This is a genomic window from Sphingomonas sp. BL-S-28 (assembly GCF_055521515.1).
In genome coordinates this window covers 2,987,586-3,013,956 of sequence record NZ_CM145484.1, presented here as the reverse complement: position 1 = coordinate 3,013,956, position 26,371 = coordinate 2,987,586, and the positions used below count along the sequence as shown (strand labels likewise).

18 protein-coding genes are annotated in these 26,371 nt (G+C 61.1%); 8 read left to right on the top strand and 10 right to left on the bottom strand.

Translation table 11 applies throughout. The annotated features are described in order from the left end of the window. Nucleotides 1-55 precede the first annotated feature (55 nt). Nucleotides 56-862 carry a MipA/OmpV family protein gene (locus ACZ1JC_RS22840; RefSeq protein ID WP_465137985.1) on the top strand — a complete coding sequence of 269 codons (807 nt, stop codon included), beginning with the start codon at nucleotides 56-58 and terminating at the stop codon, nucleotides 860-862. A gap of 158 nt (nucleotides 863-1,020) precedes the next feature. After that, nucleotides 1,021-2,391 (top strand): CoA transferase, encoded by a 1,371-nt coding sequence (locus ACZ1JC_RS22835; RefSeq protein ID WP_465137986.1) that lies wholly within the window; start codon nucleotides 1,021-1,023, stop codon nucleotides 2,389-2,391. Nucleotides 2,392-2,463: 72 nt separating this feature from the next. Here the strand turns inward: ACZ1JC_RS22835 and ACZ1JC_RS22830 are convergent, their stop codons facing one another. Together ACZ1JC_RS22830 and dctA are read right to left on the bottom strand one after the other, a co-directional pair. Then, the gene (locus ACZ1JC_RS22830) at nucleotides 2,464-3,927 is read right to left on the bottom strand and encodes a carbohydrate porin (protein ID WP_465137987.1); all 1,464 of its coding nucleotides are present in this window, start codon (nucleotides 3,925-3,927) and stop codon (nucleotides 2,464-2,466) included. A gap of 68 nt (nucleotides 3,928-3,995) precedes the next feature. Next, the gene (gene dctA, locus ACZ1JC_RS22825; RefSeq protein WP_465137988.1) at nucleotides 3,996-5,393 is read right to left on the bottom strand and encodes a C4-dicarboxylate transporter DctA; all 1,398 of its coding nucleotides are present in this window, start codon (nucleotides 5,391-5,393) and stop codon (nucleotides 3,996-3,998) included. Nucleotides 5,394-5,447: 54 nt separating this feature from the next. Here dctA and ACZ1JC_RS22820 point away from each other — a divergent pair, with 54 nt between their 5' ends. The 3 genes from ACZ1JC_RS22820 to ACZ1JC_RS22810 all read left to right on the top strand — a co-directional run bounded on the left by ACZ1JC_RS22820 (nucleotide 5,448) and on the right by ACZ1JC_RS22810 (nucleotide 8,748). Beyond that, nucleotides 5,448-6,857 carry a LysR family transcriptional regulator gene (locus ACZ1JC_RS22820; RefSeq protein ID WP_465148442.1) on the top strand — a complete coding sequence of 470 codons (1,410 nt, stop codon included), beginning with the start codon at nucleotides 5,448-5,450 and terminating at the stop codon, nucleotides 6,855-6,857. 247 nt (nucleotides 6,858-7,104) lie between these two features. Further along, a complete protein-coding gene (locus tag ACZ1JC_RS22815) occupies nucleotides 7,105-7,893 on the top strand; it encodes a tyrosine-protein phosphatase (RefSeq protein ID WP_465137990.1) in 789 nt (262 codons plus the stop codon). 45 nt (nucleotides 7,894-7,938) lie between these two features. Further along, nucleotides 7,939-8,748 (top strand): sugar phosphate isomerase/epimerase family protein, encoded by an 810-nt coding sequence (locus ACZ1JC_RS22810; RefSeq protein ID WP_465137991.1) that lies wholly within the window; start codon nucleotides 7,939-7,941, stop codon nucleotides 8,746-8,748. A gap of 33 nt (nucleotides 8,749-8,781) precedes the next feature. On the opposite strand, the gene ACZ1JC_RS22805 is transcribed toward ACZ1JC_RS22810, so the two are convergent. The 3 genes from ACZ1JC_RS22805 to ACZ1JC_RS22795 form a co-directional block, all read right to left on the bottom strand. Continuing rightward, complete coding sequence (locus ACZ1JC_RS22805; protein ID WP_465148443.1) at nucleotides 8,782-10,935, bottom strand: glycoside hydrolase family 3 N-terminal domain-containing protein; 2,154 nt, start codon at nucleotides 10,933-10,935, stop codon at nucleotides 8,782-8,784. 192 nt (nucleotides 10,936-11,127) lie between these two features. Then, nucleotides 11,128-12,546 carry an MATE family efflux transporter gene (locus ACZ1JC_RS22800; RefSeq protein ID WP_465137993.1) on the bottom strand — a complete coding sequence of 473 codons (1,419 nt, stop codon included), beginning with the start codon at nucleotides 12,544-12,546 and terminating at the stop codon, nucleotides 11,128-11,130. Between the two features lie 152 nt (nucleotides 12,547-12,698). Beyond that, a complete protein-coding gene (locus ACZ1JC_RS22795; RefSeq protein WP_465137994.1) occupies nucleotides 12,699-14,102 on the bottom strand; it encodes an amidohydrolase family protein in 1,404 nt (467 codons plus the stop codon). A gap of 515 nt (nucleotides 14,103-14,617) precedes the next feature. Between ACZ1JC_RS22795 and ACZ1JC_RS22790 the strand changes: the two genes are divergently transcribed. Further along, nucleotides 14,618-16,150, top strand: coding sequence for an MFS transporter (locus ACZ1JC_RS22790; RefSeq protein WP_465137995.1), 1,533 nt, complete (start codon nucleotides 14,618-14,620; stop codon nucleotides 16,148-16,150). A gap of 253 nt (nucleotides 16,151-16,403) precedes the next feature. After that, nucleotides 16,404-17,153, top strand: a complete 750-nt coding sequence (locus ACZ1JC_RS22785) for a GntR family transcriptional regulator (protein ID WP_465148444.1) — start codon at nucleotides 16,404-16,406, stop codon at nucleotides 17,151-17,153. A 119-nt stretch (nucleotides 17,154-17,272) separates the two neighbouring features. Here ACZ1JC_RS22785 and ACZ1JC_RS22780 read toward each other — a convergent pair whose 3' ends face one another. The 4 genes from ACZ1JC_RS22780 to ACZ1JC_RS22765 form a co-directional block, all read right to left on the bottom strand. After that, complete coding sequence (locus ACZ1JC_RS22780; RefSeq protein WP_465137997.1) at nucleotides 17,273-19,846, bottom strand: TonB-dependent receptor; 2,574 nt, start codon at nucleotides 19,844-19,846, stop codon at nucleotides 17,273-17,275. Between the two features lie 964 nt (nucleotides 19,847-20,810). Continuing rightward, entirely contained in the window at nucleotides 20,811-21,605 is a 795-nt protein-coding gene (locus ACZ1JC_RS22775) for a helix-turn-helix domain-containing protein (protein WP_465137998.1), read from the bottom strand. Between the two features lie 148 nt (nucleotides 21,606-21,753). After that, the gene (locus ACZ1JC_RS22770; protein ID WP_465137999.1) at nucleotides 21,754-23,058 is read right to left on the bottom strand and encodes an acyl-CoA dehydrogenase family protein; all 1,305 of its coding nucleotides are present in this window, start codon (nucleotides 23,056-23,058) and stop codon (nucleotides 21,754-21,756) included. 54 nt (nucleotides 23,059-23,112) lie between these two features. Continuing rightward, entirely contained in the window at nucleotides 23,113-24,279 is a 1,167-nt protein-coding gene (locus ACZ1JC_RS22765; RefSeq protein WP_465148445.1) for a phosphotransferase family protein, read from the bottom strand. A gap of 95 nt (nucleotides 24,280-24,374) precedes the next feature. Here ACZ1JC_RS22765 and ACZ1JC_RS22760 point away from each other — a divergent pair, with 95 nt between their 5' ends. Then, nucleotides 24,375-25,265, top strand: coding sequence for a helix-turn-helix domain-containing protein (locus ACZ1JC_RS22760; protein ID WP_465138001.1), 891 nt, complete (start codon nucleotides 24,375-24,377; stop codon nucleotides 25,263-25,265). Between the two features lie 16 nt (nucleotides 25,266-25,281). Here the strand turns inward: ACZ1JC_RS22760 and ACZ1JC_RS22755 are convergent, their stop codons facing one another. Beyond that, entirely contained in the window at nucleotides 25,282-26,178 is an 897-nt protein-coding gene (locus ACZ1JC_RS22755; RefSeq protein ID WP_465138002.1) for a helix-turn-helix transcriptional regulator, read from the bottom strand. Nucleotides 26,179-26,371: the final 193 nt, after the last annotated feature.

The window sequence follows — 26,371 nt, the reverse complement described above, 5'->3', positions numbered from 1 at the left end:
CCTTCGCTTGTGTAGTGGATCCCGCCGATGCGGGATCGAAGGAGAATTGTTCCGCATGAACCAATATCTTGCCGGTCGCGCCCGCCTCCTCGCAGCCAGCGCCATGCTCTTTCCGCTTCTCTGGGCCGGTTGCGCCAACGCTCAGCAGTGGAGCCGTCTTCCGACCGACAATTCCAGTTCGCCCAATGATGATCACGTGATCGTCGGTGTAGGGGCAGGCTATGCACCGGCCTACCAGGGGGCCGATGACTACCGTGTCCTGCCAATGCCGGTGATCGATGTCGACGTTGGGCCGTTCTATGCCAACTTGCGCAACGGCTTAGGCATCAAGGCCGTCGACACCGGCACGGTCACTCTGGGCGGCGGCGTCACTTTCACGCCAGGATACCGCGCGAAGGATGTTCCAGATGGCATCGGCAAGCTCTCGATCGGGTTGGGCGGGCGCCTCTTCGCCAGCGTGAAGGCCGGCGGCATCTCGGCCACCATCGGCGCGACCAAGGGTTTCGCCGGCGGAACCGAGGGGCTGCTCGCCGATGCCAGCGTGTCTTACCCGGTCCGCGTCGCGCCGCGCCTCACAGTCATTCCCACGGTTATGACAACCTGGGCCGACAGCAAGTACAACAACGGCTACTTCGGCGTGAGCGAATCCCAGTCGCTCGCCTCGGGCCTTTCGCAGTTCAAGGCGGGTAGCGGCTTCAAGGACGCATCGGCCATGCTCACGGTCAGCTATCTCATGACCGACCACATTATTGTCAGCGCCTCGGGAGGGGTGACGACTCTGCTGGGCGACGTGAAGGATAGCCCGCTCGTCTATCACAAGACCCAGCCGGCCGGGTTCATGACTGTCGGGTATCGTTTCTGACAGCAGCGGGATCGCCGCGTCGTTCCGCCTGTAACGGGCAGGGCGGCGCGGCGATCGCATTCTGCGCTCAGGAAAGTGCGCAGAATTCAAGCCGTTTGGCAGCGTGACGGCAGCGTTTGTCTGGTAGGAGGGCTTTGCGCTAAACGTGGCAGGCGATCATGATTGCATCTGAAATTCAGGCAGCCCTCGGAACGGGCGAAGTCGCGCGAGTGTCAGGAGCCGGCCGGCTCCCATCATGCTTTGCCGTTACAGATCTTCTGAGCGCCGCAATCGGAGCAGTGGGCACTGCGGCAAGTTCGCTTCTCTCGTCGATGGCCATAGTGCCGGCCCCGCCGTCCGTAACCGTCGACCGCCGCCTTGCCTCGCTTTGGTCAAGTCGCTCGATCTATCCCGTTGGATGGGAGCTGCCGCCCGTCTGGGATATCGTGGCCGGAGACTATCGCACTCGCGACGGCTGGATAAAATTGCATACAAACTTGCCGCATCATCGCCGTGCGGCCCTGAAGGTGCTGGGCGCGCAGCCTGCCCGTGAAGCAGTCGCATCGGCTGTGGCGGGCTGGGACGCAGAGCTGCTTGAAGCGGCAATTGTCGCTGAAGGCGGAGTAGCGGCCAAGATGCGATCGCGCGATGAATGGAAAGACCATCCTCAAGGAAGGGCAATTGCATCCGAACCTCTTGTCGCGTGGAGCGTAGAGGGCAGAGCATCGCTGAAGGCATGGAACGCGACACGGGCAAAGCCGCTCGCGGGCCTGCGGGTTCTGGATCTGACGCGCGTCATCGCAGGTCCTGTCGCGACGCGCACTCTGGCGGGTCTGGGGGCTACTGTGCTCAGGATCGATCCTCCGGGCTGGGCAGAGCCGAACATCGTGCCGGACGTCACTCTGGGCAAACTCTGCGCTCAGATGCGACTGGACACTCCTGAGGGGCGCTCGTCGTTCAGGGATCTTCTGGCCGGCGCTCACGTTCTCGTTCACGGATATCGCCGCGGGGCTCTGGAGGGCCTCGGCCTTGGAGAGGACATGCGGCGGCGCCTCAAACCGGATCTGATAGAAGTGTCGCTCGACGCTTATGGATGGACCGGTCCATGGACGCATCGCCGGGGGTTCGACAGCCTGGTGCAAATGAGCAGCGGAATAGCCGATGCGGGCCGCAAATGGGCGGGCCGGGAAGAGCCCACGCCGCTGCCCGTCCAGGCGCTCGACCATGCGACCGGCTACCTTATGGCAGCAGCGGTCCTGGCGGCGCTCGATCGGGCCGTTCAGGGACTGGGCATCAATTGCGCCAGACTGTCGCTTGCCAAGACAGGCGATTTGCTCGCCCGGAGCCCTGCCCAGGAGCAGGGGGAGCTGGGTCTCCAGCCAGGCAGTGACGATTTCACTCTCGCCGTGGAATCGACCGCCTGGGGAGACGCGCGGCGCCTTCGCTCGCCGCTGGATATTGGAGGAGCCGCCCTGGCCTGGTCCTCACCGGCGGTCGAACTTGGAACCTCTGGCCCGGTATGGCCCGATGATGCCAAGCCACTCGTCTAAGGGGTAACCGGTGCGTTGATACTGGCTCACCTTCCGGCCTGTGAAGGTCGGAAGGTCGCTGCCGCCTTGCGGTCACTTGCCGAAGAATTGCGCAAGCTTGAGATCGACACGAACGCCCAGAACGAGAGCATTCGGTATGTCGGTCTTGCGGTTGCTCGCGTAGATCGGGTCGGGATTTATCGCGTACTGAATGTTCGGCATTATCCGCAGGCCTGGCAGGGCCGCGAAACCGTAGTTCAGCTCGGCGATGATCTCGTTCGACTTGGGCGAACCGGTACCGCCAGCCTTGGCGCGAAGATCGCGAAGGTAGGCGATTTGCTGATCGCTGAAATGCGTGTTCGATACGATAAAGCCGATGGTGTCGGCATCGCGCCCCACGAACGTCCCCGTTTTGACAAAGCCGACGGATCCGAACCAGTCCAGTTGCTGGGTATTTCCGACGTTGAAGAACGCGCGGGCAAACAGCGCCAGGTTGCGCTTGCTGGCTCCAGGAGCCCGCAATACCGTCTGGTCGACCATTGCGTAGATGCCGACACGGTTGCCGCTGAGCGCGGCACGAGGACGTCCCGATTGCGCTGCCGAGGCATGATTGGCGTCGTAATACGGGCTCTGCCCGCCATCTGTATTCAGGTAGAAGCCCGCCTTGTAGAGGCCAGGGAGGCGCGTCTGGCTGAAATCGCTTACGTACCCGATTTCACCCGCGACGAGCGCGCCCGTTCCCTTGCCTAAAGACAAGTCCAGGCCGCCTTTGCCCTTGAGGTTCAGGTCGTTGTTATAGTCAAAGACGCCCAGCTGCACATAGGCCTGCTTGGTGAACGAGTATTGTGCCTTGGCGGCCCACGATGAGTTCGGAAATGCAGTGATGCCAATGTCGCTGATGCCGCCATATGCGGTGAGGCAGGACGTATTACTCATGAACATGCAGTTGAGCGGCGAATTGTTGTAATAGCTATTAACGGCCGCGCGTCCGGCGAGGATGTTCAGTCGTCCGAAATCGTGCTCGATGTTGAACTGTGTCAACCGCGGCCCGGGGACCGGACGCCATGTTTGCTGGAAGCTGATGGAGTTGCCGATGTAGTTGCGACCAAGACTGTCGCCGCTGAACCAGGCTCCCTGCACGTGAAGCGTCGTGTCGGACCAGCCCAGCACCTTTTCAAGGTCGATGTTGGCTCCCCCGCTGACCCAGTGCGACTCGGCAAAGCCCTTGCGATTCCCGCCCACGGGATTTCCCGCGATGTTCCCGACAAAATCGAGCGTGAGGTCGATGCCCTTTGCCTTGAGGCTGCGAAGCTCACGGCCGACGACGTTTTCTTTCTGGAAGTGCGCAAAGCCGGATAGGGGAGGCGCCGATGGGGCCGAGGGGGAAGGGGTGTTGCCTGCCTTGGGCTTTGCCTGCTCTGCTCCCGACGACTCGGTTGCTTCTGCGGGTTCCGGGGGATTTTGGGGGGCGACCGATGGCGCCTGATCCTGGGCGATGGCTCCTGTGGGCAGGACCTGCGAGGCCAGTGCGATGGCCAGAACGCGGCGAATAGACATGCGACTCTCCACTACCGGCCGCGTCGTTGCGCGGCCGGGTTATTGCAATTGGTACTTCCAGGGCTCGGTCAGTGAGCAATGCCCAGGCGCTTGCGCGCAGCGTTCGTGCCGACCGCTGCTGCCAGGGTTCGCTCGTCGAGCTTGCCTTCCCATTTCGCGATCACGATCGTTGCGACCGTATTCCCGACCAGGTTTACGAATGTCAGACCTTCGGCGAGGATCCGGTGAATGCCCAGGATCAGCGCGATGCTTGCGACCGGAATTGTTCCCGTGGTGTTGAGCGTTGCAGCCAGGACGACGAATGCGGCGCCAGCAACTCCTGCAGCACCTTTCGAGGTGAGCAGCAGCACCGCGATCAGACCGAGTTCGTGCCAGAACGTCAGGTGGGTGTTCGTCGCTTGTGCCAGGAACACAGCGACTGTCGTTAGATAGAGGCACGTACCATCAAGGTTGAACGAGTAACCCGCAGGCACAACGAACCCGACAACGCTTTCCTCGCAGCCGAGGGCGCGCAGCTTTTCGATGATGCGGGGGAGCACCGTTTCGGTCGATGTCGTTGCGGCGACGATAACGATCTCGTCCCAGATGTATCCCAGCAGGCGCAGCAGGTTCACGCCGCACCACAACGAGACGGTGCCCATTATGATTGCGGTGAAGGCCGCGCAGATCACAAAGAACTCAAGGATCAGCTCGCCCAGCGAGAGCAGCGAGGCAGTGCCGAACTGGCCCACGGTGAAGGCTATCGCGCCGAAGGCGCCAAGCGGGGCAAAATACATGATGTAGCCGATGATCCGGAACAGCCCCTGCGAGGCGCTCTCGATCACATCCATCATGGGCTTGGAACGCGCACCGCCTGCGGCCATGGCGAGACCGAACAGGACGGCAACGAGCAAAACCTGAAGGACGTGCCCTTCGGTCAGTGCGCCGGGAAATGTCTCGGGAATGATCGCCATGAGGTAGGCCGAGATCGACTGGTCGTGCGCGGTTGCGACGTAACCCTGGATCGCGGAGGTATCGATTGAGGAGGGATCGATATTCATGCCCACGCCGGGCTGCCACAAATTCACGCCGATCAGGCCGAAGACCAGCGCCAGGATCGTGATCACTTCAAAATAGATGATGGATTTCAGCGCGACGCGGCCCACGCTCTTCATGTCGTTCATGCCGCCGATGCCGTGAACGACGGTGACGAAGACGATTGGGCCAATCATCATCTTGATAAGCTTGATGAAAGCATCGCCAAGCGGCTTCATGGCGACGCCCGCTTGCGGTGCGAAATGTCCAAGCAGGATGCCGATCAGGGTGCCCGCGAGCACCTGGAACCACAATTGGCCGAATATGCCGAAACGCCCTTTGGGCTTCTTCTCTTCCAATGCTTTCATGGCTTTTCTTATCTCATGTTTCAGTTGGCCATCTGCTCGAGGCGTTGCCTCGCGGGATGAACGAACCCCACGTGAGAACGTCAATTTTGCGCCGAAATAAGATCGCGAAGCGAAGGGCTCTCAGCGAATGGAACGCGGTTGCCCTGGAGTGGCCCTCAGGCCATCCGTGCATTCGTAACCATAAGACCGCGCTTCAATTTGATCGTATCCTCAACCCGTGTGTTGATCTATCTACACGCTCTGTTGCGCCTTTCGGCAATATGGAAATGCGAACCAACCATAAGCAAAGCTGAAGTTTGTATGCTTGACCCGATGGGCCTCAATCTGCGGCACCTCGACACACTGGCAGTCGCGGCCCGCCTTGGGTCGCTGAGTGCGGCGTCCAAGGAACTGAATCTTTCGCAGCCTGCGGTTACCCAGGCAGTTGCCAGTCTGGAATCGCAGCTTCACCACACGCTGCTCGAGCGGCAGGTTACCGGGGTTCGCCCTACCACCGCTGGGTCTCGCCTGATCGTGCGCGTAGAGCGCGCTCTGGCCTATCTGGAGCGCGGCGGGCAGGCCATTCGCCGCAGTGCGCGCCTCCCGGTGTTGCCGCATATCGCGCGGCGCGTGACGCTGAGCCAGTTGCGCGCCCTGATGGCGGTCGATGAAGCGGGGAGCTTTGCTCTGGCCGCCGTACGCACTCAGCTTTCCCAGCCCGCCCTCCATCGCTCCGCCCGCGAACTTGAGGAGCATCTCGGCGTTCCGCTTCTGACGAGACAGGGGCGGACAGTCGGAAAGACGCCGGCTGCTGCCCATTTTCTGCGATATGCCAGTCTGGTCCGGGCGGAACTGGAAGCGGGCGTGGACGAGCTGGAGGCTTTGCGTTCGCAAGGGGGCGGCCGCCTCCGGATCGGAACGATGCCGGTCGCGCAGGCAGTGCTTTTGCCGCAGGCACTCGCGCGCTTCGCCCGCAGGTTTCAGGAAGCCCAGGTGAACATCGTCGAGGGACCCTATCCGGAGCTGCTCAGCAGCCTGCGCCACGGGGCACTCGATATCCTTGTCGGAGCCTTGCGAGACCCTCTGCCCGTTGCCGACGTGGCACAGGAGGGATTGTTTTCGGACGATCCGGTCATCGTCGCGCGGTCCGGTCATCCATTGGCGGAGCGGCCGTTCAGCTTTGAGATGTTGCTCGAATATCCCTGGGTGATTTCGGCCAGCGGCACACCGGGCAGGCGGCGGTGGGAAGAGATGTTCACGTCCCAGGGTCTCGAGCCGCCGAGACTGCGCATCGAGTGCGGTTCCCTGCTGGTGATCCGCGGGCTCATGCTGGATGGCGATTGGCTCACCCTGCTGTCCCCGGATCAGTTCCTGTTTGAAGCGCGATCGGGTTTGCTGACCCGGCTCGACGGGGAGGGCCTGAAATTGCAGCGCCGCATTGGCATTACCACCCGATCGGACTGGCGGCCCACGGACTTGCAGGCCGCGTTTGTCGACACGTTCCGCGAGGTTTGCGGCGAATGGGCAACTGGAAAATCCACCGAGGTGCAACCGTTCCTTTTCGGGTGAGAGGCAGCCCTGTCGCCCAAGTTCCCTGCTCATGTGCGAAGCAAATCTGAAGCTGGAGTAGGTGCCTCTCTGGCGGGCCGCGCCCTAGCGATTTCTGCCTGCCGCGATGGTGGCATCGTCCAACCTCATCTAAGCTGGATCGCAATGGCGAGCAGAGCCAGGCGGCCCGGGCTGAGCGGATGCAAAGAGGCATATCAAGAGCCCTCCGCTTCCCGGCAAGAAGCATAGAGGCGGGAGCGGCGGTGCAGTGACAGATCACGGGCAGGACAGCGCGTCTTCCGGGCTCCGCTCCCTTGAGCTGGGGGGCGGCAGAAATTTTCGAGACCTCGGCGGATACCCGGCAACTGACGGGAAAGTGGTGCGCTTTGGATTGCTCTTTCGGTCAGGCAGTCCAGTCGATTTCACTGCAAGTGACTGGCGGTTGCTGCGCAGCGCCGGACTGCGGGCGATCTGCGATCTTCGCACCACAAAAGAGCGGCAGCGCGAACCCTTCGCATGCGCTGGCGATGAGGGTCTGAATTATTGGGCCGGCGATTTCGAGGCCAGCTTCGCCGATCTCAGGAGCGCGATGCTTGCGGGCTATCCGACGGCGGATGAAGCAAGAGCGGGCATGCTGGCGGGATATGGTGACCTGCCTTTCGAGCTTGCCGGCGCATACCGGCAGCTTTTCGATCAGATCAAGCGGGGAGAAGTGCCGCTCATTTTCAACTGCACGGCAGGTAAGGACAGGACTGGCGTGGCAGCGGCAATCGTTCTGGAAGCCCTTGGAGTGCCGCGAGAAATCGTGATCGAAGACTATCTTTTGACCAATGCAATTCTCCAGCGTCAATCGCAGCGGATCAGTCGGCCGCAAGGACGTCTCTCGCGGCAGGCGCCTGGTGTCGTCGAAGCGATCGGCAAGGCGGATCCTGACTACCTAGGGGCTGCCCTGGAGGCCATCGAGCAGCGACACGGCAGCATCGAAGGATATTTGCGTGACGTCCTCGATGTCAGTCTCGGGGAACTGAAGGAAATCCGGGCGAGATTGCTGGCATGAGGGGCGATCGATTGCCCATCGCGCATGCCGGAAAGGGAGAAATCAATGAAGATCGGCATTGAGGCAATCAGCGTATTCAACCTTCCGCCGGTCGAGTTCGTCACGCTCGCGGCCGAGCTGGGTTGTGCGCACATCTCTACCGGTCTGACGAGCTACGGCTTCAATCCTCACGGTTATGATCCTTACTCGCTGCGCGACGATGCGCAGTTGCGGCGCGAGATGCTCGCCGCAATGAAGGACACCGGCGTGTCGATCTCGCTAGGTGAAGGGTTTACGGTGCGGGAGGGGCGAGACGTCGCCGCGCTTTCGGGCGACCTCGATCTGATGAGGGAACTTGGTGTGGTGCGGATTAACACCGTCAGCATGGACGGTGATTTGTCCCGCAGCTTCGATCAGTTCGCCGCGCTTGCCGAAATGGCAGGCGAGCGGGATATGGTCGCCACCGTAGAGTTCGCGCCCTCGCTTGCCGTCGCCGATCTGGAAACAGCGCTAGATGCCGTGCGACATGTCGCCCGCGACAATTTCCGCCTGCTTATCGACACGATGCACTTCGTCCGGTCGGGAGCGACTGCGGCCGATATCGCCAGGCTGCCTCCCGAACTGATCGACTACGTGCAGATCTGCGATGCGCCGCTTGCTCCAAGGTTCGACAGCTATTTCGAAGAATCGATGTTCGAGCGTGTCATACCGGGCAAGGGCGAGCTTGGCCTTGCCGAGGTGGTGAGCGCCTTGCCGCGCGAGCGTGTTTTCGCACTGGAAGTCCCGCTTCGAAGTGAAGCCGAGGCAGGCCTCGGCCCCCGGGACAGGCTTGCAAAGGCTGTGGTTGCCACGAGGGAACTGCTTGCGCGCGCTTGAACGTGCGATCCCCCCGTAACAATCCTTCTGGGCCTATTCGACGACTTCGAAGCTGGCCTTGAGTTTCGCTGTCGAATCGGAACCGACGAAGACGTCGATGGGGCTGGCATCCTGCGTCCATGTCGCTTTGGCAGCACTCCAGTATCGCAAATCCTCGGCGGAGATCTCGAATTGCAGTCTCCTGGTCTCGTGCGGCTTCAAAGATATTCTCTGGAACCCCTTGAGCTGGATGCCCGGCCGGGCGGCCGATCCTGCCCGTTGGTGTATGTAGAGCTGCGCGACCTCGTCTCCGGCGCGCGTACCGTCGTTTGTCACCTCGACGGAAACGGGAACGCTTTCGCCGATCTTCGCCGTGCCTCGGCCAACACTAAGGTTCGCGTAGCTGAAGTGGGTGTAGCTGAGGCCATAGCCGAACGGATAAGTCGGGGCATTGGTCTCGTTCCAGTAGCGCTCATTCGCATTCTTGGGATCGTGCGACACGGTATGGGCATAGTCGTAGGGAGCATGGGCCGCGCTGCGTATCCAGCTGAAGGGCAGCTTCCCTCCAGGCACGGCGTCGCCGAACAGGAGGTTTGCCGCTGCATCTCCGGCTTCTGAGCCGGGATACCACAGGTCCAGAATGGCGGAAGCCTTCGTGTCCTTGAGATCGAGCGGCTTGGCGCTCACCAGCAGCACAACCACCGGGTGACCTGTCGCTACCACGGCGTCGAGCAATTCCTGCTGCCGCCCGGGGAGATCCAGAGTGGATCGCGAAGCCGACTCGCCGATCATTTCGCGAGATTCGCCCAGGACCATGATCGTGACATCGTTATCCTTTGCAAGGCTGACGGCGCGCGCGATTTCGGCCGTCTCCTCGATTGGCGCCGGGGCCGGCGGGCCCCCTTCGACCATGGCGAACGGTGAGGGCTTCGGGCGCTTTGGCATCGCTACGCCCGGTGAGTAGGCCACTGTGACTGACTTCCCGAGCTTGTCCTTGAGGCCTGCAAGAATGCTGCTTTCCGGGGGCTTGTTCTGCGCGAATGTCCAGGGTCCGAGGAGGTCGAAACCGGCATCGGCAAGCGGTCCGATCACGGCGATCGACTTCACTTTCTTTCGGTCGAGCGGCAGCAAATTGTCCTGATTGCGCAGCAGAACCGCAGAGCGCTCTGCTGCCTCGCGGGCAAGGGCGACATGTCGCGGGTCGCCGAGGGTCCGCGCAGCCGCCTTCTCATCGACGTAAGGGTTTTCGAACAGGCCCATCCGGATTTTGAGGCCGAGTATTCGGCGTACCGCGTCGTCGATCTGGTCTGGCTCGACCTTGTTCTGACCAAGGGCATCTGCGAGCTTTTGAGTGGCAGGCGCGCTCATCGGAGGCACGAGTTCCATATCGAGACCCGCGCCAAGCGCCATGGATGCCGCAGCCTCGTCGTCACGAGCGAGCCCCTGGGTCTTGAGCGAGGAAATTGCCCCCGAGTCGCTGACAACGGGGCCGGAGAATCCCCACGTTTTGCGCAGAACATCGGTCAGCAGCCAACGATTTGCGCTGGCCGGAACGCCGTTCAGGCTCATGTAGGCGGCCATGACGGTTCCCGCGCCCGCGTCGATCGCGGCCTTGAAAGGTGGAAAATAGCTGTTCCACAGTTCGTTTTCGGAAAGCTCGACCTCGTCGTAGTCCCGACCGCCGGTAGAAGCGCCATAACCGGCAAAATGCTTGATCGCTGTCACTACGCGGCCCTGCGTTCCGATCGTGGGACCCTGGAATCCCCGGACCTGCGCGGCTGCCATGGCGGAGGCCAGGAACGGATCCTCGCCCAATCCCTCGACGACTCGGCCCCAGCGTGGGTCGCGCCCGATGTCGAGCATCGGTGCGAACACCCAGTGGATGCCGACTGCTCGAGCCTCCTCGGCGGAGGCAGCCTGAACCTGTTCCATCATTGCCGGGTCCCAGCTTGCGGCAAGGCCGAGGGGAACCGGGAAAATCGTATGCAAACCGTGTTCGACGTCGAAGGCGAACAGGAGGGGGATTTTCAGGCGCGATTTTTCTATGGCCAGCTTCTGGAGGCGGTTGATCTGCGCTGGGTCGGAGAGAAAGAGCAGGCCGCCTGCGAGACCGGTGTCGAGCGCCGTATCAGCCCGCTTATTGAGCTGAGGGATCTGCGCCAGATAGAAATAGAGGCTGAGCTGGCCGACTTTTTCCTCGGGCGTCATTTGCGCCAGAATGCTGTCGGCGCGTGTCCGGACTTGTGCGTCCGTTGGCGGCGAGGCGCCATCGCGTGCAAGAGCGGGCATTGCGAGAGTAACGGCCGCACTCGCTGCCAGAACTATCCGAAGGCTTTTGCGCCAGCATCGCATGACTTCTCTCCGTTTCGCTTTTTTGGTTGTGGGTATTGGGCGCGGCCGTCAGGCAGCCGCATTGGAGTTGGTTCGATCGCCGAGCAGATCCGCGCCTCGCCATCCCCCGTACCGAAAATACAGCGACGTCAGCACGAGGGAGATGGCAGCCCCGATCGGGAAGCTCCACCAGATCGCGTCAGCGCCGAGGTAGGGCGAGAGCAGATGCACGGCGCCGAGCCTTCCGGGAAAGAAGGCGATGATCATGATTACAAGGGGCGGGAGGGTAGCCCCGTTGGCCCGGGGGATGGAGCTGAGGACCATCATCGCGCCGGTCAAAAGATAGCTCCAGCTGCTCAGCCGGTTGATGTGCCGCGCGGTCGCGATGACGTTTTCATTGCCCTGGACGAACAGGCTCAAGAGAGCACGGTCGCCGACCCAGAGGACCGCAAGCGCCGCGGTGGTAAGCCCCAGGTTCAGGAGAATTCCGGTGCCGGCGATCTTGCCGATCCTGTCCCAGCGTCCGGCCCCGATGCTGTGTGCCGCCATCGTCGTGGCCGCTGAGCCGATCGCGAGCGCCGGCATCTGAAGATAGGTCCACAATTGGTTCACCGCGCCGTAGGCAGCCGCGGTCTCAGTCCCTTCGCGATTGACCAGACCAATTATGGCAAGCGAAGCCGCTGCAACCACCGCCATTTGAACGCCGGCAGGCAATCCCTTGGTCACCATCGACTTGAGGATGTGCGGTTTTGGAAGAAGGTAGCCCAGTTCGGCGCGTGCAAGTCGCAGCGGAAGGTCGCGCCTGTAGATATGCAGAAGTAGCAGAGTGAGCGACGCGCAGCTGCCAAGGATGTTCGCCATTGCCGAGCCCGCGATGCCGGCGGCGGGCAGCGGACCGAAGCCCAGGATCAGCAGCGGATTGAGAGTTGCGCTTATGATCGTCGATGGCACGAGAAAGATAAGCGGAGTGACCGCATCACCGGTCCCACGCACGGATTGCTGCAATAGTACCAGGAAAAGCGCGAGAGGTTGCCCAAGGAAGATCACCCGCGCGTAGGCAAGCGCGAGGGGATAAATGGGCTCCGGCGTCGCGAGCCATCGCAGCAACGCCGGGGCAAATATCCACCCGCCCAGAGCGGCAAGGCTGCCCAGTACCATGAAGATGAAGGCGCCTGCGCCGACCATGCGCCGCATTGTCGCATGGTCGGCGCGACCTGCAGCCTGAGCGATGAATATCGTGACGGACAGGCCTATCCCGGACCCCAGTGCGCCAATCATCATGTTGAGCATGTTGGCATTGGCCGTAGCCGCCAATGCCGCCGGGCCGACGAGATGGCCGACCCACATCGCGTTGATCGAGCCGTTGAGGGATTGAAGGATGTTGGCGACCATTGTCGGCAGGGCAAAGTTGAACAAGCCGGGGCCGATAGGACCCATCGCCAGGTTCTGGCGATTGAGATGCTTACCCTTGAGCGGGATACTCGCCATCAACTCGCTGTTTCCGAGCGCTGCGCGCGCTGCTTCCTGTGAACGATCGGGCGGGCCTGCCCGCCGGCGGACGCGGTCGATGGCGGCGCAAATCGTTCAGGATTGGAGGAAATTCCGGGCCGCTCCCGGCCCGGAACTGGTGGCGCTTTTCTTCAGGCCGGTACGGTGGCGCGCTCGAGCTGGAAGACACGTTCGGCGTTGCCCCGCAAGATCTTGTAGCGGGTTTCCGCGTCCAGATGGGCAAGGCTCTCCTGAGCCTTCTCCATTGAATGTGGGTACCATGTCGCGTTGTGCGGGAAATCGGTCTCGATCATCACGTTCTCGATGCCGATTTCGTCGAGCAGCTTCAGGCCGACTTTGTCGTGAATGAAGCAGCCGTAGATGTGCTTCTTGAACACGTCGCTCGGCAGAGGCGCGTTCCTGTCTCGCTCTGCGCGTGCTTCAAGCGTGATCTCTGCCATCTTGCGAGCTTCCTCGGACATCATCGGGGTGTTTTCCGCATCGTGGGGCTGGGTCACGCGCGACCGGCTCATCTCAAGCATCCAGTCGGCCGAGGCGAGGATGGAGGGAATCCAGCCGATGCCGTTTTCCGACAGGACAACCTTGAGATTGGGGAAGCGGTCGAAATTGCCGCTGAAAATCCATTCCAGCAACGGGGCCTGCGCGCCGAACTGGGTCATGATGCCGGCGGCGCGAGGATGCGTCGAAGTGGTGGACCGGCGTCGCGCCGTGTCACCCTCTGACGGCCCATCCGATGCAGAGGCGAGCTTGGCGAGCTCGACATCCTCACCTTTGCTCACGTGCTCGCGCACCTTGCCGATGTCGAGGCCGCCTTTCTTCATCCGGGCGGTCATCATTTCCATGTCGAAGAGGGTCACCTCTGTGTTGAGATCGGTGCCCAGATGCGACGACAGGGGGAGGTTGGCATCGTTCATCACCGAGAACAGCGGATCCCAGTAGCCGTTATGGCTGTGGATGCCCGGGAAGCCCAGATTTTGAGGTGCCAGACTGAACGCGACCGAGCGCGCACCCTTTTCGATCGCACGTTCGGCCTCGGCCGCCGCAAGGCCGGGGTCCCACATGGGAATGAGGGCAAGGCCGATGAAGCGATCCGGATGCGGCGTGCACCACTCATCCAGCAGCCAGTCATTGTAAGCCTGTATGCAAAGCAGGGCGAGCTCGCGATCCTTGATCCGCTGGAACAGATTTCCCGAGAACTCGGGCAGGTTGGGGAACATCAGGGCCGCGGCGACGCGATCGGTATTCATGGCTTCGATCCGCGCGGCCGGCTCGTAGCATGCCCGAGGAATCTCGCTCCATTTCAGCGGCTGAAAAGGCTGGGGGCGGTTTTCGACCGGGAATGCACCCGCAGTTACACCGCCTCCAATGGGGAAGCGCTTTCCGTCAAACAGCCAGGTTTCTCCGCGCTCGTCGGCAACCCAGCGCGGTGCATCTTCCTGGTATTTCGCGGGAAGTCGATCGGTCCATGTGTTCGGTGGCTCGATGAGGTGATCATCGACAGAGATCATCCATTCGCCTTCGGACAAGTTCGCCATCTCGCTCTCCGTGAACACAGTTGTTTTCGATGGGGTCGGAAATGCCCCTCGATCTCCATTCTAGAGATATCTCTATACAGAGGCAACAACGCGGAGTCGGTATGGCGTCATCGTAAAATCCCGAAAAACAGCCATTTATCATCAGGTGAAAATGGGTGGTTCATTTTTGTTTCGTAAAGAGCGCTCTCTAAAAGCGAGATTTTCGAGCATGGCACTGCGAGTCGGGGGAGTCCGTCGGGGGCAATGCCTGGAGGCAAAACCCCATTTACAATGCACTCAATTTGCGGATTTCCGAGCGATTCGCGTTGATATGGCCGATCTGATACACAAAAAGCATTCTCTATTGGTTGCCAGCCTCACGCGAGGTGCTAGTATGCGGGCAATGATAAAGGCGGTTCGGGCGGCCGATTTGGCTTAACCTGCAAATTGCCAGGGACAGGAGGCCGAATGGGCAGACTGGTGAACGCACCTGAGTGGAGGGCGCGCGCGTTGCAGACGCTCGAAACGGCCCGGTCATGACAGAACCGCTTCCCAACAAAGTCGGCTGGCGGATCAGCGTTCCCTATGGACTGGGGGCATTCGCAAGCTCGGCCAAGACGGTCCCGATCACATCATTTCTGATGCTCTATTACAATCAGGTCATAGGGCTTCCAGCCATAGCGGTATCGACCGTTCTCATGGCCTCCCTGTTAGTCGACGCGTTTATTGACCCGCTGGTCGGTCATATCTCGGACAACCATCGCTCTCGCTGGGGCCGCCGGCTGCCGTTCATGTACGGCTCGGCGATTCCCGTAACAGTGTTTTTCATCATGCTCTGGATCCCGCCGCATGGCTGGTCGCATGGGGCACTTACGGCGTATCTGGCGTTTTGCGTCATCGGCGTGCGCATTTTCGACAGCGCCTTCGACCTTCCGCATGTGGCGCTCATTCCGGAACTGTCGCCCGACTATAACGAACGCACGAAGCTGTTCACCATTCGCTACCTGTTTGAGGCGATAGGCGGAACTCTCGTCGGGCTCAGCGCCTATCTTGTCTTCATGAAGGAGCGTTCGGACGGAACTGGCGGCCTTCTGTCTCCCGACGGCTATCCGGGCTTCGCTTGGTTTACCGGGATTCTGATCTTCCTCACGATCATCTGCTGCTGTCTCGGGCTTCAGCGTCAGATCCCCGTCAAGCAGGCTCCTCCCGCAGCGAAGCGGACGATGGGACAGATCGTCGGCGAGATGGCGTCGACTCTCGGCAGCAGGTCCTTTTTCGTGGTGGCTTCTGCCGGCTTTTTCATTTCGATCGGATCGGGCATCGGCGCTGCGCTTTCGCTGTACTGGACACTCTATGTCTACCAGTTCAGTCAGGCCGAGATGTCGCTCTTCATCGTGCCGATAATGCTCGGTACGCTGTCGACCAGTGCTGCGCCGATGATCAGCGCCAGGATGGGGAAGCGGAACGCGGCCGTTCTGTTCGGCTGGCTGCATGTCATAGCTACGGCCGTGCCCTTGCTCATGCGCGTAGGCGGAATTCTTGAACCAAAGAGTCCGGCGCTGTTCGGTGTAGTCATGTTGCAGATGGCCGCCGCGCCCGCAGCGATAACGATGACCTACATCATGCTCGGATCGATGATTTCCGATCTGGTCGAAGAGGCGGAGATGAGGACCGGAAGGCGATCGGAAGGGCTGCTGCTGGCAGTGAACAGCCTCATTCGCAAAGCGACCCAGGGGCTTGGAACGCTGGGGGCCGGAGTCATTCTGACCTTCGTTTCCTTTCCGGTCGGTGCTGAGCGCAAGGGTGTTCCCGAAGCTACCATCGATCACATGGTGATCGCCTACCTCGTCGTGACGGGGGTGCTCTTTGGCGGCGTGACCTTGGCCTTGCTCAAGTATCGCTATGGCCGCGAGCAGCACGAGGCAACTCTTGCCGCATTGAACGCTCGCGGGCAGACGCCCGATACCGATGGACCGGCATCGCAGGATTCGCTCCCGACATTCGAAGAAGTCGCCGAGATCGATCTTGCGGAAGATGAAGAGGGGCTACCTCTGATCCGGCAGGTCTGAACATCGGCGTTCCTTTTGAGGCAATCTGAAGCGAGCGGCTGCCGGCCTGCATTTCACGCCAGAGTGCGGGCACTCAGGACGATTTACGGGGACGCGGGCAGGGTGGACTTGGCCAATTTGGGGCCGGCTGCTGACAGACAGGAATTCATCAGCGGGCGTTGCCCCATCGCGGCCGGCGCGGGGCTGGACGATAACCTGCGTACCGCGATGCGCTTTGCTAGACTTGGTGCGAGACATGAAGTTAATGAGCAGGATGGAAAAGAAAATCACCTCTCCGATAGAAGCGGCAGCCGCGCGCATGCGAGAAATTGCATTGCGTGTGCCTGATGGTGAGCTGCTTGGCAGCGAGGACGAGATTCTGGAGCTTGTCGGCGTTTCGCGCGTGACTTTGCGCCAAGCGGCCCGCCTTCTCGAGCGCGAAGGTGTGCTGCGCGTCATCCGCGGCAAGAAGGGCGGGTATTTTTCGGCAAGGCCGAGTGTCGAGAACGTCGAGACTGTCGTGTGCGGCTATCTCAACACGCTGGGACTTGGCGCGGAATGGACTGCGATGGTTTCCACGTCCCTGTGGGTCGAGGTGATGCGGCAGGCTGCTGCCGCAGATCGGGCCGCGGCCCGCAAGACTGCGGCCGGTTTGACGCGGATCATCGAGAGCGTGGATGATGACGTCTCGGTTGAAGAGTTGGCGGCAGCGGAGCAGGCCATGCGGTCTGCTGTCTTTGCGCTCATCAATGGAGCCTACGTCGAACTCCTGTTTCGAGTGAACGCGGCATTTGCGCGTCAGCGGATCGCTGACTCCGGGGCTGCTGATTATTTTGTCCCGGACCTCGAGCGCCATCGTACCTTTGTACGCAAGTGGAAGCGGGCAAAGATAATGGAAGCAGAGGCGATCGCCGAGGGCGATGTCCTGGCAGCGGGTGCAGCGGCGCTACATGAGCGCAGTTTGTGGGTCGGGCGGGCGTCCCAGGCATCCGATGAACCAACCGCGCTGGAGGCAGGCGAGTAATAGCTGAAGGGACCCGTCAAATCTGCGGAACCGCACCGAAAGACTTGACGCCTATCCGAGGGCAAAGGCGAGGGCGCGAGCGGTCAATGTCGACCGCTCGCGCCTGACGGTTCTGCCGCTTACTTCGATCCCAGTGCGACGCGCAGCGTGACGCCCACTTCTCGGGGAAGCACGTAGCTTATCGTCGAATAGCCCGATGGCCCGAAGACGTTTGTGAGGCCCGAGGAGGCCACGTCCGTAAACCCGCGCGTCAGAACGGTCCGGTCGTTGAAGATGTTCTTGGCGAAGACCTCGAGGGTCCAATTGCCTTTCGGAGATCGGATGCCGGCGTGCATGTCGACCAGGGCGTATGCCGGCGTCGTGTAGGGTGAGCCCGGCAGGTTCGGGTTTTTAGGCCGATATGTCAGCAGGCCGCTGATGAAGCCGTCAATTTCACCGGTCAGGGGCTGCGTGTATTCGGACTGCAGCGTGCCGTTCCATGTCGAGGTCGGGCTGGATTTGCCACTCGTCTTGCACTGGGCAATGTGGAGGTTGCGGCTGGTGAAATCGGCGACCGTCGGCGTGATTGTGTCCGGGATGCCGTCGAAGTTACCATCGTTGCATGGCACGAGCTGGTTGGAATAGCGTCCGTTTGCCCAGCTGATGCCGCCGCTGATGTTCCAGTGATCGTTCATGACAAAGCTGAAGTCAGCATCGATCCCGTCGACCTTGGCATCGATGTTCGAGAGCAGGTTGGTCGCGCTGTTGACGCTGCACGAACCCGCGGCGGTGCAGCCGCTGCCGTTGGGATCCGCGAGGTAGGGCACGGTCCCACCGGTGAAGACGAGGTTCTTGTAGTCCTGGTGGAAGTAAGCGACGTCAAACGTGAGGCGATTGTTCCAGATGGTTGTCTTGAACCCTGCTTCGTAGGACTTGGTGCTTTCGTCCTTGAGCTCGGTGAGGCCCTGAAGTTTCGGATCGCTCGCGCCATTGATGAAGCTTTGCACTGGCCCCGGGCGCCAGGATGTGCCGAAGCTTGCATAGGCCAGCAGATCCGGCGTGAAATGATGGGAAAGTGTGGCGCTGTAGACAACCGGCTTTGAGCGCTTGGAGGTGTCGTCCGTCGTGATCGAACTCGGGATGGCCGTCTCGCATGCGCCCGGATAGAGCGTGCTCGCTGTCAGGTGGACGAATGCGCAGGGTATCGGCAGCGCGACAGCGACTCGTGCTGCACTCGAGGTATTCGTTCGCGTGTCGGTGAGCTTGTTGTCTATGAAGCGCAGACCGCCGGAGAGTTCCGTTCTGCTGTCGATATGGGCGACGACGTTCGCGAAGTAGGACCATTCGGTGTTGTGCGACACGTCGAGGCTGTTGACGCTGATAGTATAGTCGGTGTTCGGCGGCCCGGCGATGGGGGCGCCGAGCGGCGACCCGAAGGCGCCCGGCAGGAATGCGACAGGGCCTGTGTCGATGTTGTTGTTGGTATTTTCCCGCTCATGGAAGACACCGACGACGTAGTCGAAGATGTTGGCTATGCGCTCGACCGACGACAGCCGCAATTCATGGCTCCAGCGAGTAAGGTCCGTCGCGACATTGACCGCGCTGTAATCGCCGGAGATGAGGTTGCCCTTGTCTCCGTAGGCGCAGCATCCGGTGTTGCGATTGTTTGACCAGGCTCCGACGTAGCTGAGTTTCTGGCCTGCGATCTGATAGTCGACATGCGCTGTCACGAGTTGCTGGCGCGTGCGGCCCTTGTCCCCGAATTCGGTGACTGACGTATTGTCGCCTTCCGAAATGACAGGGCCGTTGGATCCTGCGACCCGCACAAAGGGCAGGGCATATCCTCCGGCCTTGATTGTTCCAGCGGGCGCGCCGCTTCCGATCAACGCCGTGTCTGGGCCCCCGGCTACCCCGAAATCGAGCTGCCGGTTGAGAAGGTCCTGATACATGATAGTGGCGCTCAAACCATCGACAGGTTCGAGGCGGGCCGTGGCGCGAAAGATCCTTGTGTTCGAATAGGGATCGTCGGGGTTGTTGACGCTCTTAACGCCGCCGTCGTTGTTATGATCGTACATGGCGGCAACGCGCAGTGCGAATTTTCCGTCGATCACCGGCATGTTGACGCCGCCCTGGACCATTCTTCCGTCCTGGTTCGTGATCGTCGCAGCGCCGAATCCACCGACTTCATAGAGATCGGGCTGCCGGGTCGTCAGGATGATGGCGCCGGTCGGCGCGGATTGGCCTCGCAGCGTTCCCTGTGGTCCCTTGAGCACCTCGATCTGGCCAACGTCGAAGAGCGACTGGAACAGGAACGTGGATTGGAGAGGGGCCTCGTTGATGTATGTGGAGACTGTTGGGTTGGTGCGCTGCAGCACATTGAAGCTGACCCCGCGCATCGTGATCGCGTTCTCCGACTTGTCGAGCGAGATGCCGGCGATGACTTTGCCGAGGTCGTCGAATTGACGAAGATCGAGCTTTTCAAGAGCGTTGCCGGATGTCGCCTGCACGGTGAGCGGGACGTCCTGTATTACTTCTTCGCGGCGACGGGCGGTGACAATAATTGCGTTGCTGTCCGGCACGTCGGACGCGTTGACGGATTGCTGCGGTGAATCGGGAGGCGGCTTGGTTCCGGCGTCCTGCGCCTGGGCGCCGGTTATGCCAAAAACAAAGCAAAGTGCCGTGCCAGCAAGAAGTGTCGGAATGTTGCACTTCATATGTTCCCCCACAATTGTTCTGTTTGGTTTGAATTTCCGTTTTGAAATCGAAGCTTGTCACCCGCGTTCGGCGCCGGCCGATCTCGTGCTTCCCGTATCGCGGCGGGGCATGGCGAGCTTCCCGCGACGATCGCGCACGGCTGAATCGGCGCCGTTCGTTGTGCGGCGCAGCTAGGCCATCCAGGCAGGTTCTGAATTTATCGGTCGGATCGGCGTCCGAGGAGCGCTCAGGCTCGGCAGGGCGTGTCCGCTGGCGCGAGCGCGTTGTGCTCGAACCCAGTCAAGTTCCTGTTTTTCAATGGGATGTGCGGTTGTGAAATCTCGACGGCCGGAAACATACCGCGATGCACTAATTCAGGCATCTCTATTATCCTTCCCGTGACAGCCATTATCTCCCTTAGGGAATCGTTCTTTCGTTTGGCTTAAACGATTCGTATCCCTTGAGCGTATGACGGTCAACATATGAGTGCACTGATATGAGATTTATGCTCGAAAATATCGGCGTATGTCGGTGTGTGGATTGTAAAGACATACCTTTGAACGATGCAATGGGCCACGGGAGGATGGGCGTCGGTCAGGATCCGGCTCGCCTGCATGAATTGCGGTTGAGTTTATAGAGCGCTCTTTATACCGCTCCAGGCTGCTGGTGACGCGGCGCGGCCTCGCGGCGAGATCGAAACAGGGTTCGAACCGGCATGCCACGGCGGGGCGGCACCTTAACGGACGCGAGATTAGCCAAGATCGATGCAGCCCTGGCAATGCTGCTGCCGAGGGCGATTTGGCCCTTCGCGAGTGTGTTCAGCCCCGAGCCAGTGGGCTCATGCGGCCGGCATCGGCTCGATAGCGCAGATCATGATCTCTCGCGCATCGTACCGAGGCGGATGAACGCCGCTACTCGGCCATTCCTTTGCTGGACCAATCGCAGAGTGCAGGCGCCGGCGCCAATATTGGTGCCGGCGGCCCGTCATGCAGCAAATGGCAGGGCTTCGACGTCTACGGGGCGATCCGGAAGGCACGAGCGCATTGCCGTGCTGACGGTTTGCAGCAGTGCCGCGGGATTGTGGTTTCCGTCTCGGCCGAGAACGAGGCTTACTGCCATCGGCGAACCGTCGGGCTGATTGGGAACGAGCACCGAGAACGCCTGGCTTCCGGCGTCGAAACCTGCAGGTCCGATGACGCAGCGCTGCGAGCGGCATGCGTCGATACGCTCAAGCATCTCGGAAACTTGAAATTTATCCTTGTCCTGCGCTTCGGCATTCATGCGTCGCACCATGCCCTCGCAGCGCTGCCGGTGAAACGTTGACAGCATCATCCAGCCTGCAGAGCTGTGGATTGAAGCTTCCTTCATGCCTCCATTCAGCCGGCGCGTGGATGGGAGCGCGTAAGCGCCGCGGCGACAGGCCACAATTTGCACGTCGAGTCCAACGAACGAGGTCAGAACTACCGAGTGGCGGGTCTGCGCGAGTAGCCGGTCCATCAGCCGAACCATGCGGCCGTCGCGCATGAGTGCGGGTTGACCCGACGTGCCGATCAGAGCGGCGCGCGGCGTGAGGCTGTATGCGCGCGAATAGGGATCCTTATAAAGCAGGCCCAGTTCGACCAGGCTCGAGAGAAGTTCCGAGGTACTTGATTGCGGGCGATCGTAGCGCCGCACAATATCCATGACAGTGGCTTCAGTGGTCGTCTCGTCGAAGAACTCGAGCACCTCGATAACGCGAGCTGCGATTTTCGCTTTCTTGCCTGGTTGCTTACCGGACATGAGGCTTTCCTCCCTCAATTCTGGTGATGGTTGGTCGACGCTCTGTGGGTCGGTCCGGACTCCTTGACCGAGCGCGACGTTCTCGTTCGGCGGATCTGAGGCAGGCCAGGGGACCGCGAACTTGCGCGATCCCCTGAACACCGAACGCTCAGGCTGCGAGTTCGCGTTCGATTTCCGCGAGCTCGGCCGCAAAGCGGGCTTCGACTTCGGCAGTGCGGGTAGGGATATGCTCGCTTGGGAACAGGCCCTGCGCAGGTGTGGTCTGCTTTAGCAGTGCGTTGGCGATCTGCACCTGGTGGACCTCGGTGGGACCGTCCGCGACCGAAAGCATCGGAACGCCCATCCACATGCGCGCCAGGGGCGTCTCATGGGTCGTGCCAAGCGCACCATGGAGATGAACGGCACGCCTGACGATGTCGTGGTATACCCGCGCCATGGCAGCTTTCGCCATGCCGATGTGCATCCGAGCGGCGCCATGAGGCTGGGTGTCGATCAGCCACGCAGCCTTCATAATCAGCAACCGGTACATTTCGAGCTCCATGGCGCTGTCCGCGATGGCCGCCTTCACGAGCTGGTGGTCGCCGAGCTGCCGGCCTTGCGTGCGACGGGAGACCGCGCGCTCCTGCATCATCTCGAGTGCTCGCTGGCACTGGCCGACCACGCGCATGGCATGGTGGATACGGCCGCCGCCGAGGCGCGCCTGAGCGAGCTTGAAGCCCTGTCCGGGGCCGCCCAGCATGGCGTCGAGGGGGACGCGCACCTTGTCGAAACGCAGGTAGGCATGGTGGCCATTGTCGACCGGATCGTTCATCCCCGCCACGTCGCGAATGTCGACGATGCCCGGGGTGTCGGACGGGATCAGGAACATGGACATGCGCTCATGCGGCGCATTGTCCGGGTTGGTAATGACCATGGCGATAACGAAGGACGAGTTCTTGTAATTGGAGGCGTACCACTTCTCGCCTTCGATCACCCATTCGTCGCCTTCCCTCCAGGCATGGCAGGTGAATTCCTTCGGATCCGCGCCAGCTTGCGGCTCGGTCATCGCATAAGTCGAGAAGATTTCACCATCGAGGAGCGGGCGCAGGTAGCGTGCCTTCTGTTCCTCGGTGCCGAACATCGCGAGGATTTCGGCATTGCCGGTATCGGGCGCGGCGCATCCGAAAATCACCGGCCCCCACGAAGTACGGCCGAGAATCTCGTTCATCAGCGCGAGCTTGACCTGACCATAGCCTTTGCCGCCCATTTCCGGCGTCAAATGGCAGGCCCACAGGCCTTGTTCCTTGACTTGCGCCTGAAGCTTCTTGGCCATGGCGCGCGCCTTACGGTTGCGGGTATTGAACTGCTCGCTGCCCTGCGGGAACAGGAGGTCCATTGCCTCCACTTCCTCGCGCACGAACTTGTTCATCCAGTCCAGCTTTTCCTGAAATTCAGGTTCGATCGAGAAATCCATATCTGCCATCCTCAAACTTGGTGATTGGTTGCGGATTGCTCCGCCTTTGGGGGTTCACGCCCCGGTGATCTGCTTTGCCTTGGTCATCAGCCAGGTCGCGTAGCCGTGGACCGATTGTCCCACGTTGGCGGGGACCTTGCCGGCCTTGGAGGCGGCGTAAGTGCCTTCGAGCAGGCACGCGAGCTTGTAGCAGGCAAGAGCGAAGAACCACGGCATCTGTGCCATGTCGCGGCCGCTCGCAGCACCGTAGCGCTCGATCAATTGCTGCCGTGTCAGAAAGCCATCCCAGGGCCGCACCATCGGCGACTTGCCTTCTGGATCGCCGCCTTCCGACCAGCTCGAAAGAATCCACCCGAGGTCGAGCAGGGGATCGCCCAGCGAAACCAGTTCCCAATCGAGCACGCCAGAAATCTTGGGGGCCTTCAGTGAGAACATGACATTGGGAAACTGAAGATCGCCGTGAACAAGGCCGATACGGCGATCGCTGGGAAGGTTGTCTCCAAGCCAGCGGCCCACCGCGTCCACATGCGGCAGCTCGGCCGGATCGTAGCCAGGCGTTGCCGAGTAGCCCTCGAGCTGCGAGCGCCAGCGTTCGACTTGGCGTTCGTGCCACTGATCCGGCTTGCCCAGATCCGCAAGGCCCGCCGCCACATGATCGACACTGCCAAGCGCTGCGGCGGCGTCCACCAGTTCTTCGCCCATCGCGCGCCGCCAGGCACTGTCAGTGGCGTACTGTCCCGGCAGGTCGCCTGAGTGAGCAAATCCTTCAAGCGGTTCCATCAGGAAAAAGCAGGCGCCGATGACTTCCGGGTCGGAGCAGGTCGCCATCACTTTTGGATGCGGCACCGCGCTACCTTCGAGCGCTGCCAGCACACGCGCCTCACGCAGCATCGTCTCGTTGCTTTTGGGCCGAAGATGCTTGCCGGGGCGGCGCAAGATGAGTTGTGCGTCTCCCCGCGTGAGAAGGAAGACATTGTTCTGAAGTCCGCCTGCAAGTCGCTTGACTTCGGTCACGGGGCCCGAGCCTGGCAGATCGCGATCGGCGATCCAGCTATTGAGACCGGTCCAGTTGATTACTCCGTCGAAGTCGTCGAGCGCTTCGGCCATCTCCCCCTGTGCCATGGCATCCTCCAGTTCAGTTGGTTTTGATGATGGCCCTTGTCTGTTGCACACCCGCAGGCCGCGCAACGGGGATGCAGCCATAATTCTGGACGCGAACAAGATGATTGGCCAAATTGTGAAGCGCCGGAACCGAGCGGGACTGACAAAGCCGGATTTGAACCGAGATAAGGAAGCGTCTTGGTGTGGAGAGTGCGATGACTGAACGAACAGGCCCTGAACTGCGCGAGCGACCAAGTCTCGACGTCAGCTTCTCGTCAGCCGAAGTCACGCTTTTGAATGCGAATTCGTCGGCATCCGGAAAGTCGGTGATCGAAGGCGAACATGCGATTCTGGACTTGTGCGTCACGCCGCGTCCTGGGAACTCGCGCGGCAACTTTGCAAGCTCCTGGGGTGCGCATCGTTTTGAAAAGCTCGGCGATATTATCTTCGTGCCGCCGGGCCACCGGCTCGATGTCCGTTGGGATACCGAAGGTCAGCAGCATTCCATTCGCTGCGAGCTCAGGGGAAAACTGGCTCGGCATCGATTCGGCGAGCGACTCGAGTGGACCGAAGCGCGTTTGCTGGCAGCGCTGGACGTTTCCAACCACACGGTCCGCCTGCTCCTCAGGCGACTTGCCGAAGAGGTGAGGGCCCCGAGACGCGACTCGCGCCTGCTTGTCGGTGCCGTCGCAACGCAGCTCGCAATCGAATTGACGCGCTACTTCGAAGTAGTCGCGGACGAAGGCCTGAACGGCGGGCTCGCGGCGTGGCGATTGAAGTTGATCGACGAACGCGTCGCGCGCGTCGATCTTCCGCCGACGCTGACCGAATTGGCGCAGCTTTGCAGTATCTCGGTGCGCCAGCTCAATCGCGGTTTCCTCAAGAGTCGCGGCTGCACGCCCGGCCAGTACATCCAGCAGAGCAAGATCGAGACGGCCAAGCGCCTGCTGGCGACGCAGGGGAGCATCAAGGCGGTTGCCGACGCCGTGGGGTTTCAGTCGACCACCAGCCTCGCTCATTCATTCAGGCGCGCGACGGGGCTGACGCCTCGTCAGTACCAGCAGCGGATCTGGCGCCAACAGTCCGGCCTTGCCGAAACCGTCTAAGCCGGAGTTTGAACTCTCAATCGGGCAGAACGGGGGTTGCCGACGTGGCGTCTTCGATCGCGCGGCTCATCCGTTGGCGAAAATCCCGGGGGCTGGAGCCAGTGGCGAGGCGAAAGGCCTGCGCGAAAGTGGACGCGCTTGCATAACCGGTACTGAAGGCGATCGACTGGATGGAGTCCTCGCCGGCAAGCAAGCGCTTCGCCCGCTCGATGCGCACGGTGGAGCAATACTCGCGCAAGGACATCCTGCGGCTTGCCTTGAAGCCGCGTGCCAGGTGCCGGGAGGAGAGGCGGCAAAGCGTCGCCAGTTCCTCGACGGACGGTACAGAGTTCTGGTCCTGAAGCCGTTCATCGATCAGGCGCAGGCGCCACGGCGCAAGTCCGCCGACCGTACGCAAATCGGCCGTGGCTTCGTGGAAGCGGGCGATCTCCACCCCCAGCTGACCCGCGATTTGCTTGGCCAGCTCGTCGCCCCCTATTCCAGGCCGGTGCGCCTCTTCGGCAAGGCGCATGAGCAGCGCGCGGATGTGCGGGTTGGACAACTGGAGGCTCGCTGCAAGCCGGCGCTCGTTCCAGTCTGCCTCGGTCTCGATCCATTTGGATACCAGTCCGGCGTTCAGATGGCACGTCAGCGTGACCTGTCTTTGTTGATCGCCCCTAATTTCGAGTGCTATTCCGGGGGGCAGGATGCACAAGTCCCCCAGGCTGTCGAACCGCGTTGGTTTCCAGATAGCCGGATATCGAGCCCGCGCATCTGCCGGCCTCGGCGTGACGCACAAGAGGACCCTGTAAGCATCGATCGGCTCGATGAGATGCCGGCTCTCCCGGCGGATCGAGCGGGTAATCTGGAGAGACAGGCCTGGCCTGCGCAGATCCGCGAGAATTTCGACGATAGGTGCTGCGGGCTGGTTCATTTTGCGTCCGATAGAACAAACTATGTCGGGTTTCCGATACTCCTCGATCTTGCGCGTTGATAGTCGCAGATGGATAGTCGTTATATAAATCGCCATCCGGATGGATTCTAAGAATACCGTTAGATTTGGCTAAGGTGGGGAGCCCGGAAATCCGGGGGTGCATGATGCATCGTCATCGTGTGCTGATCTGCAA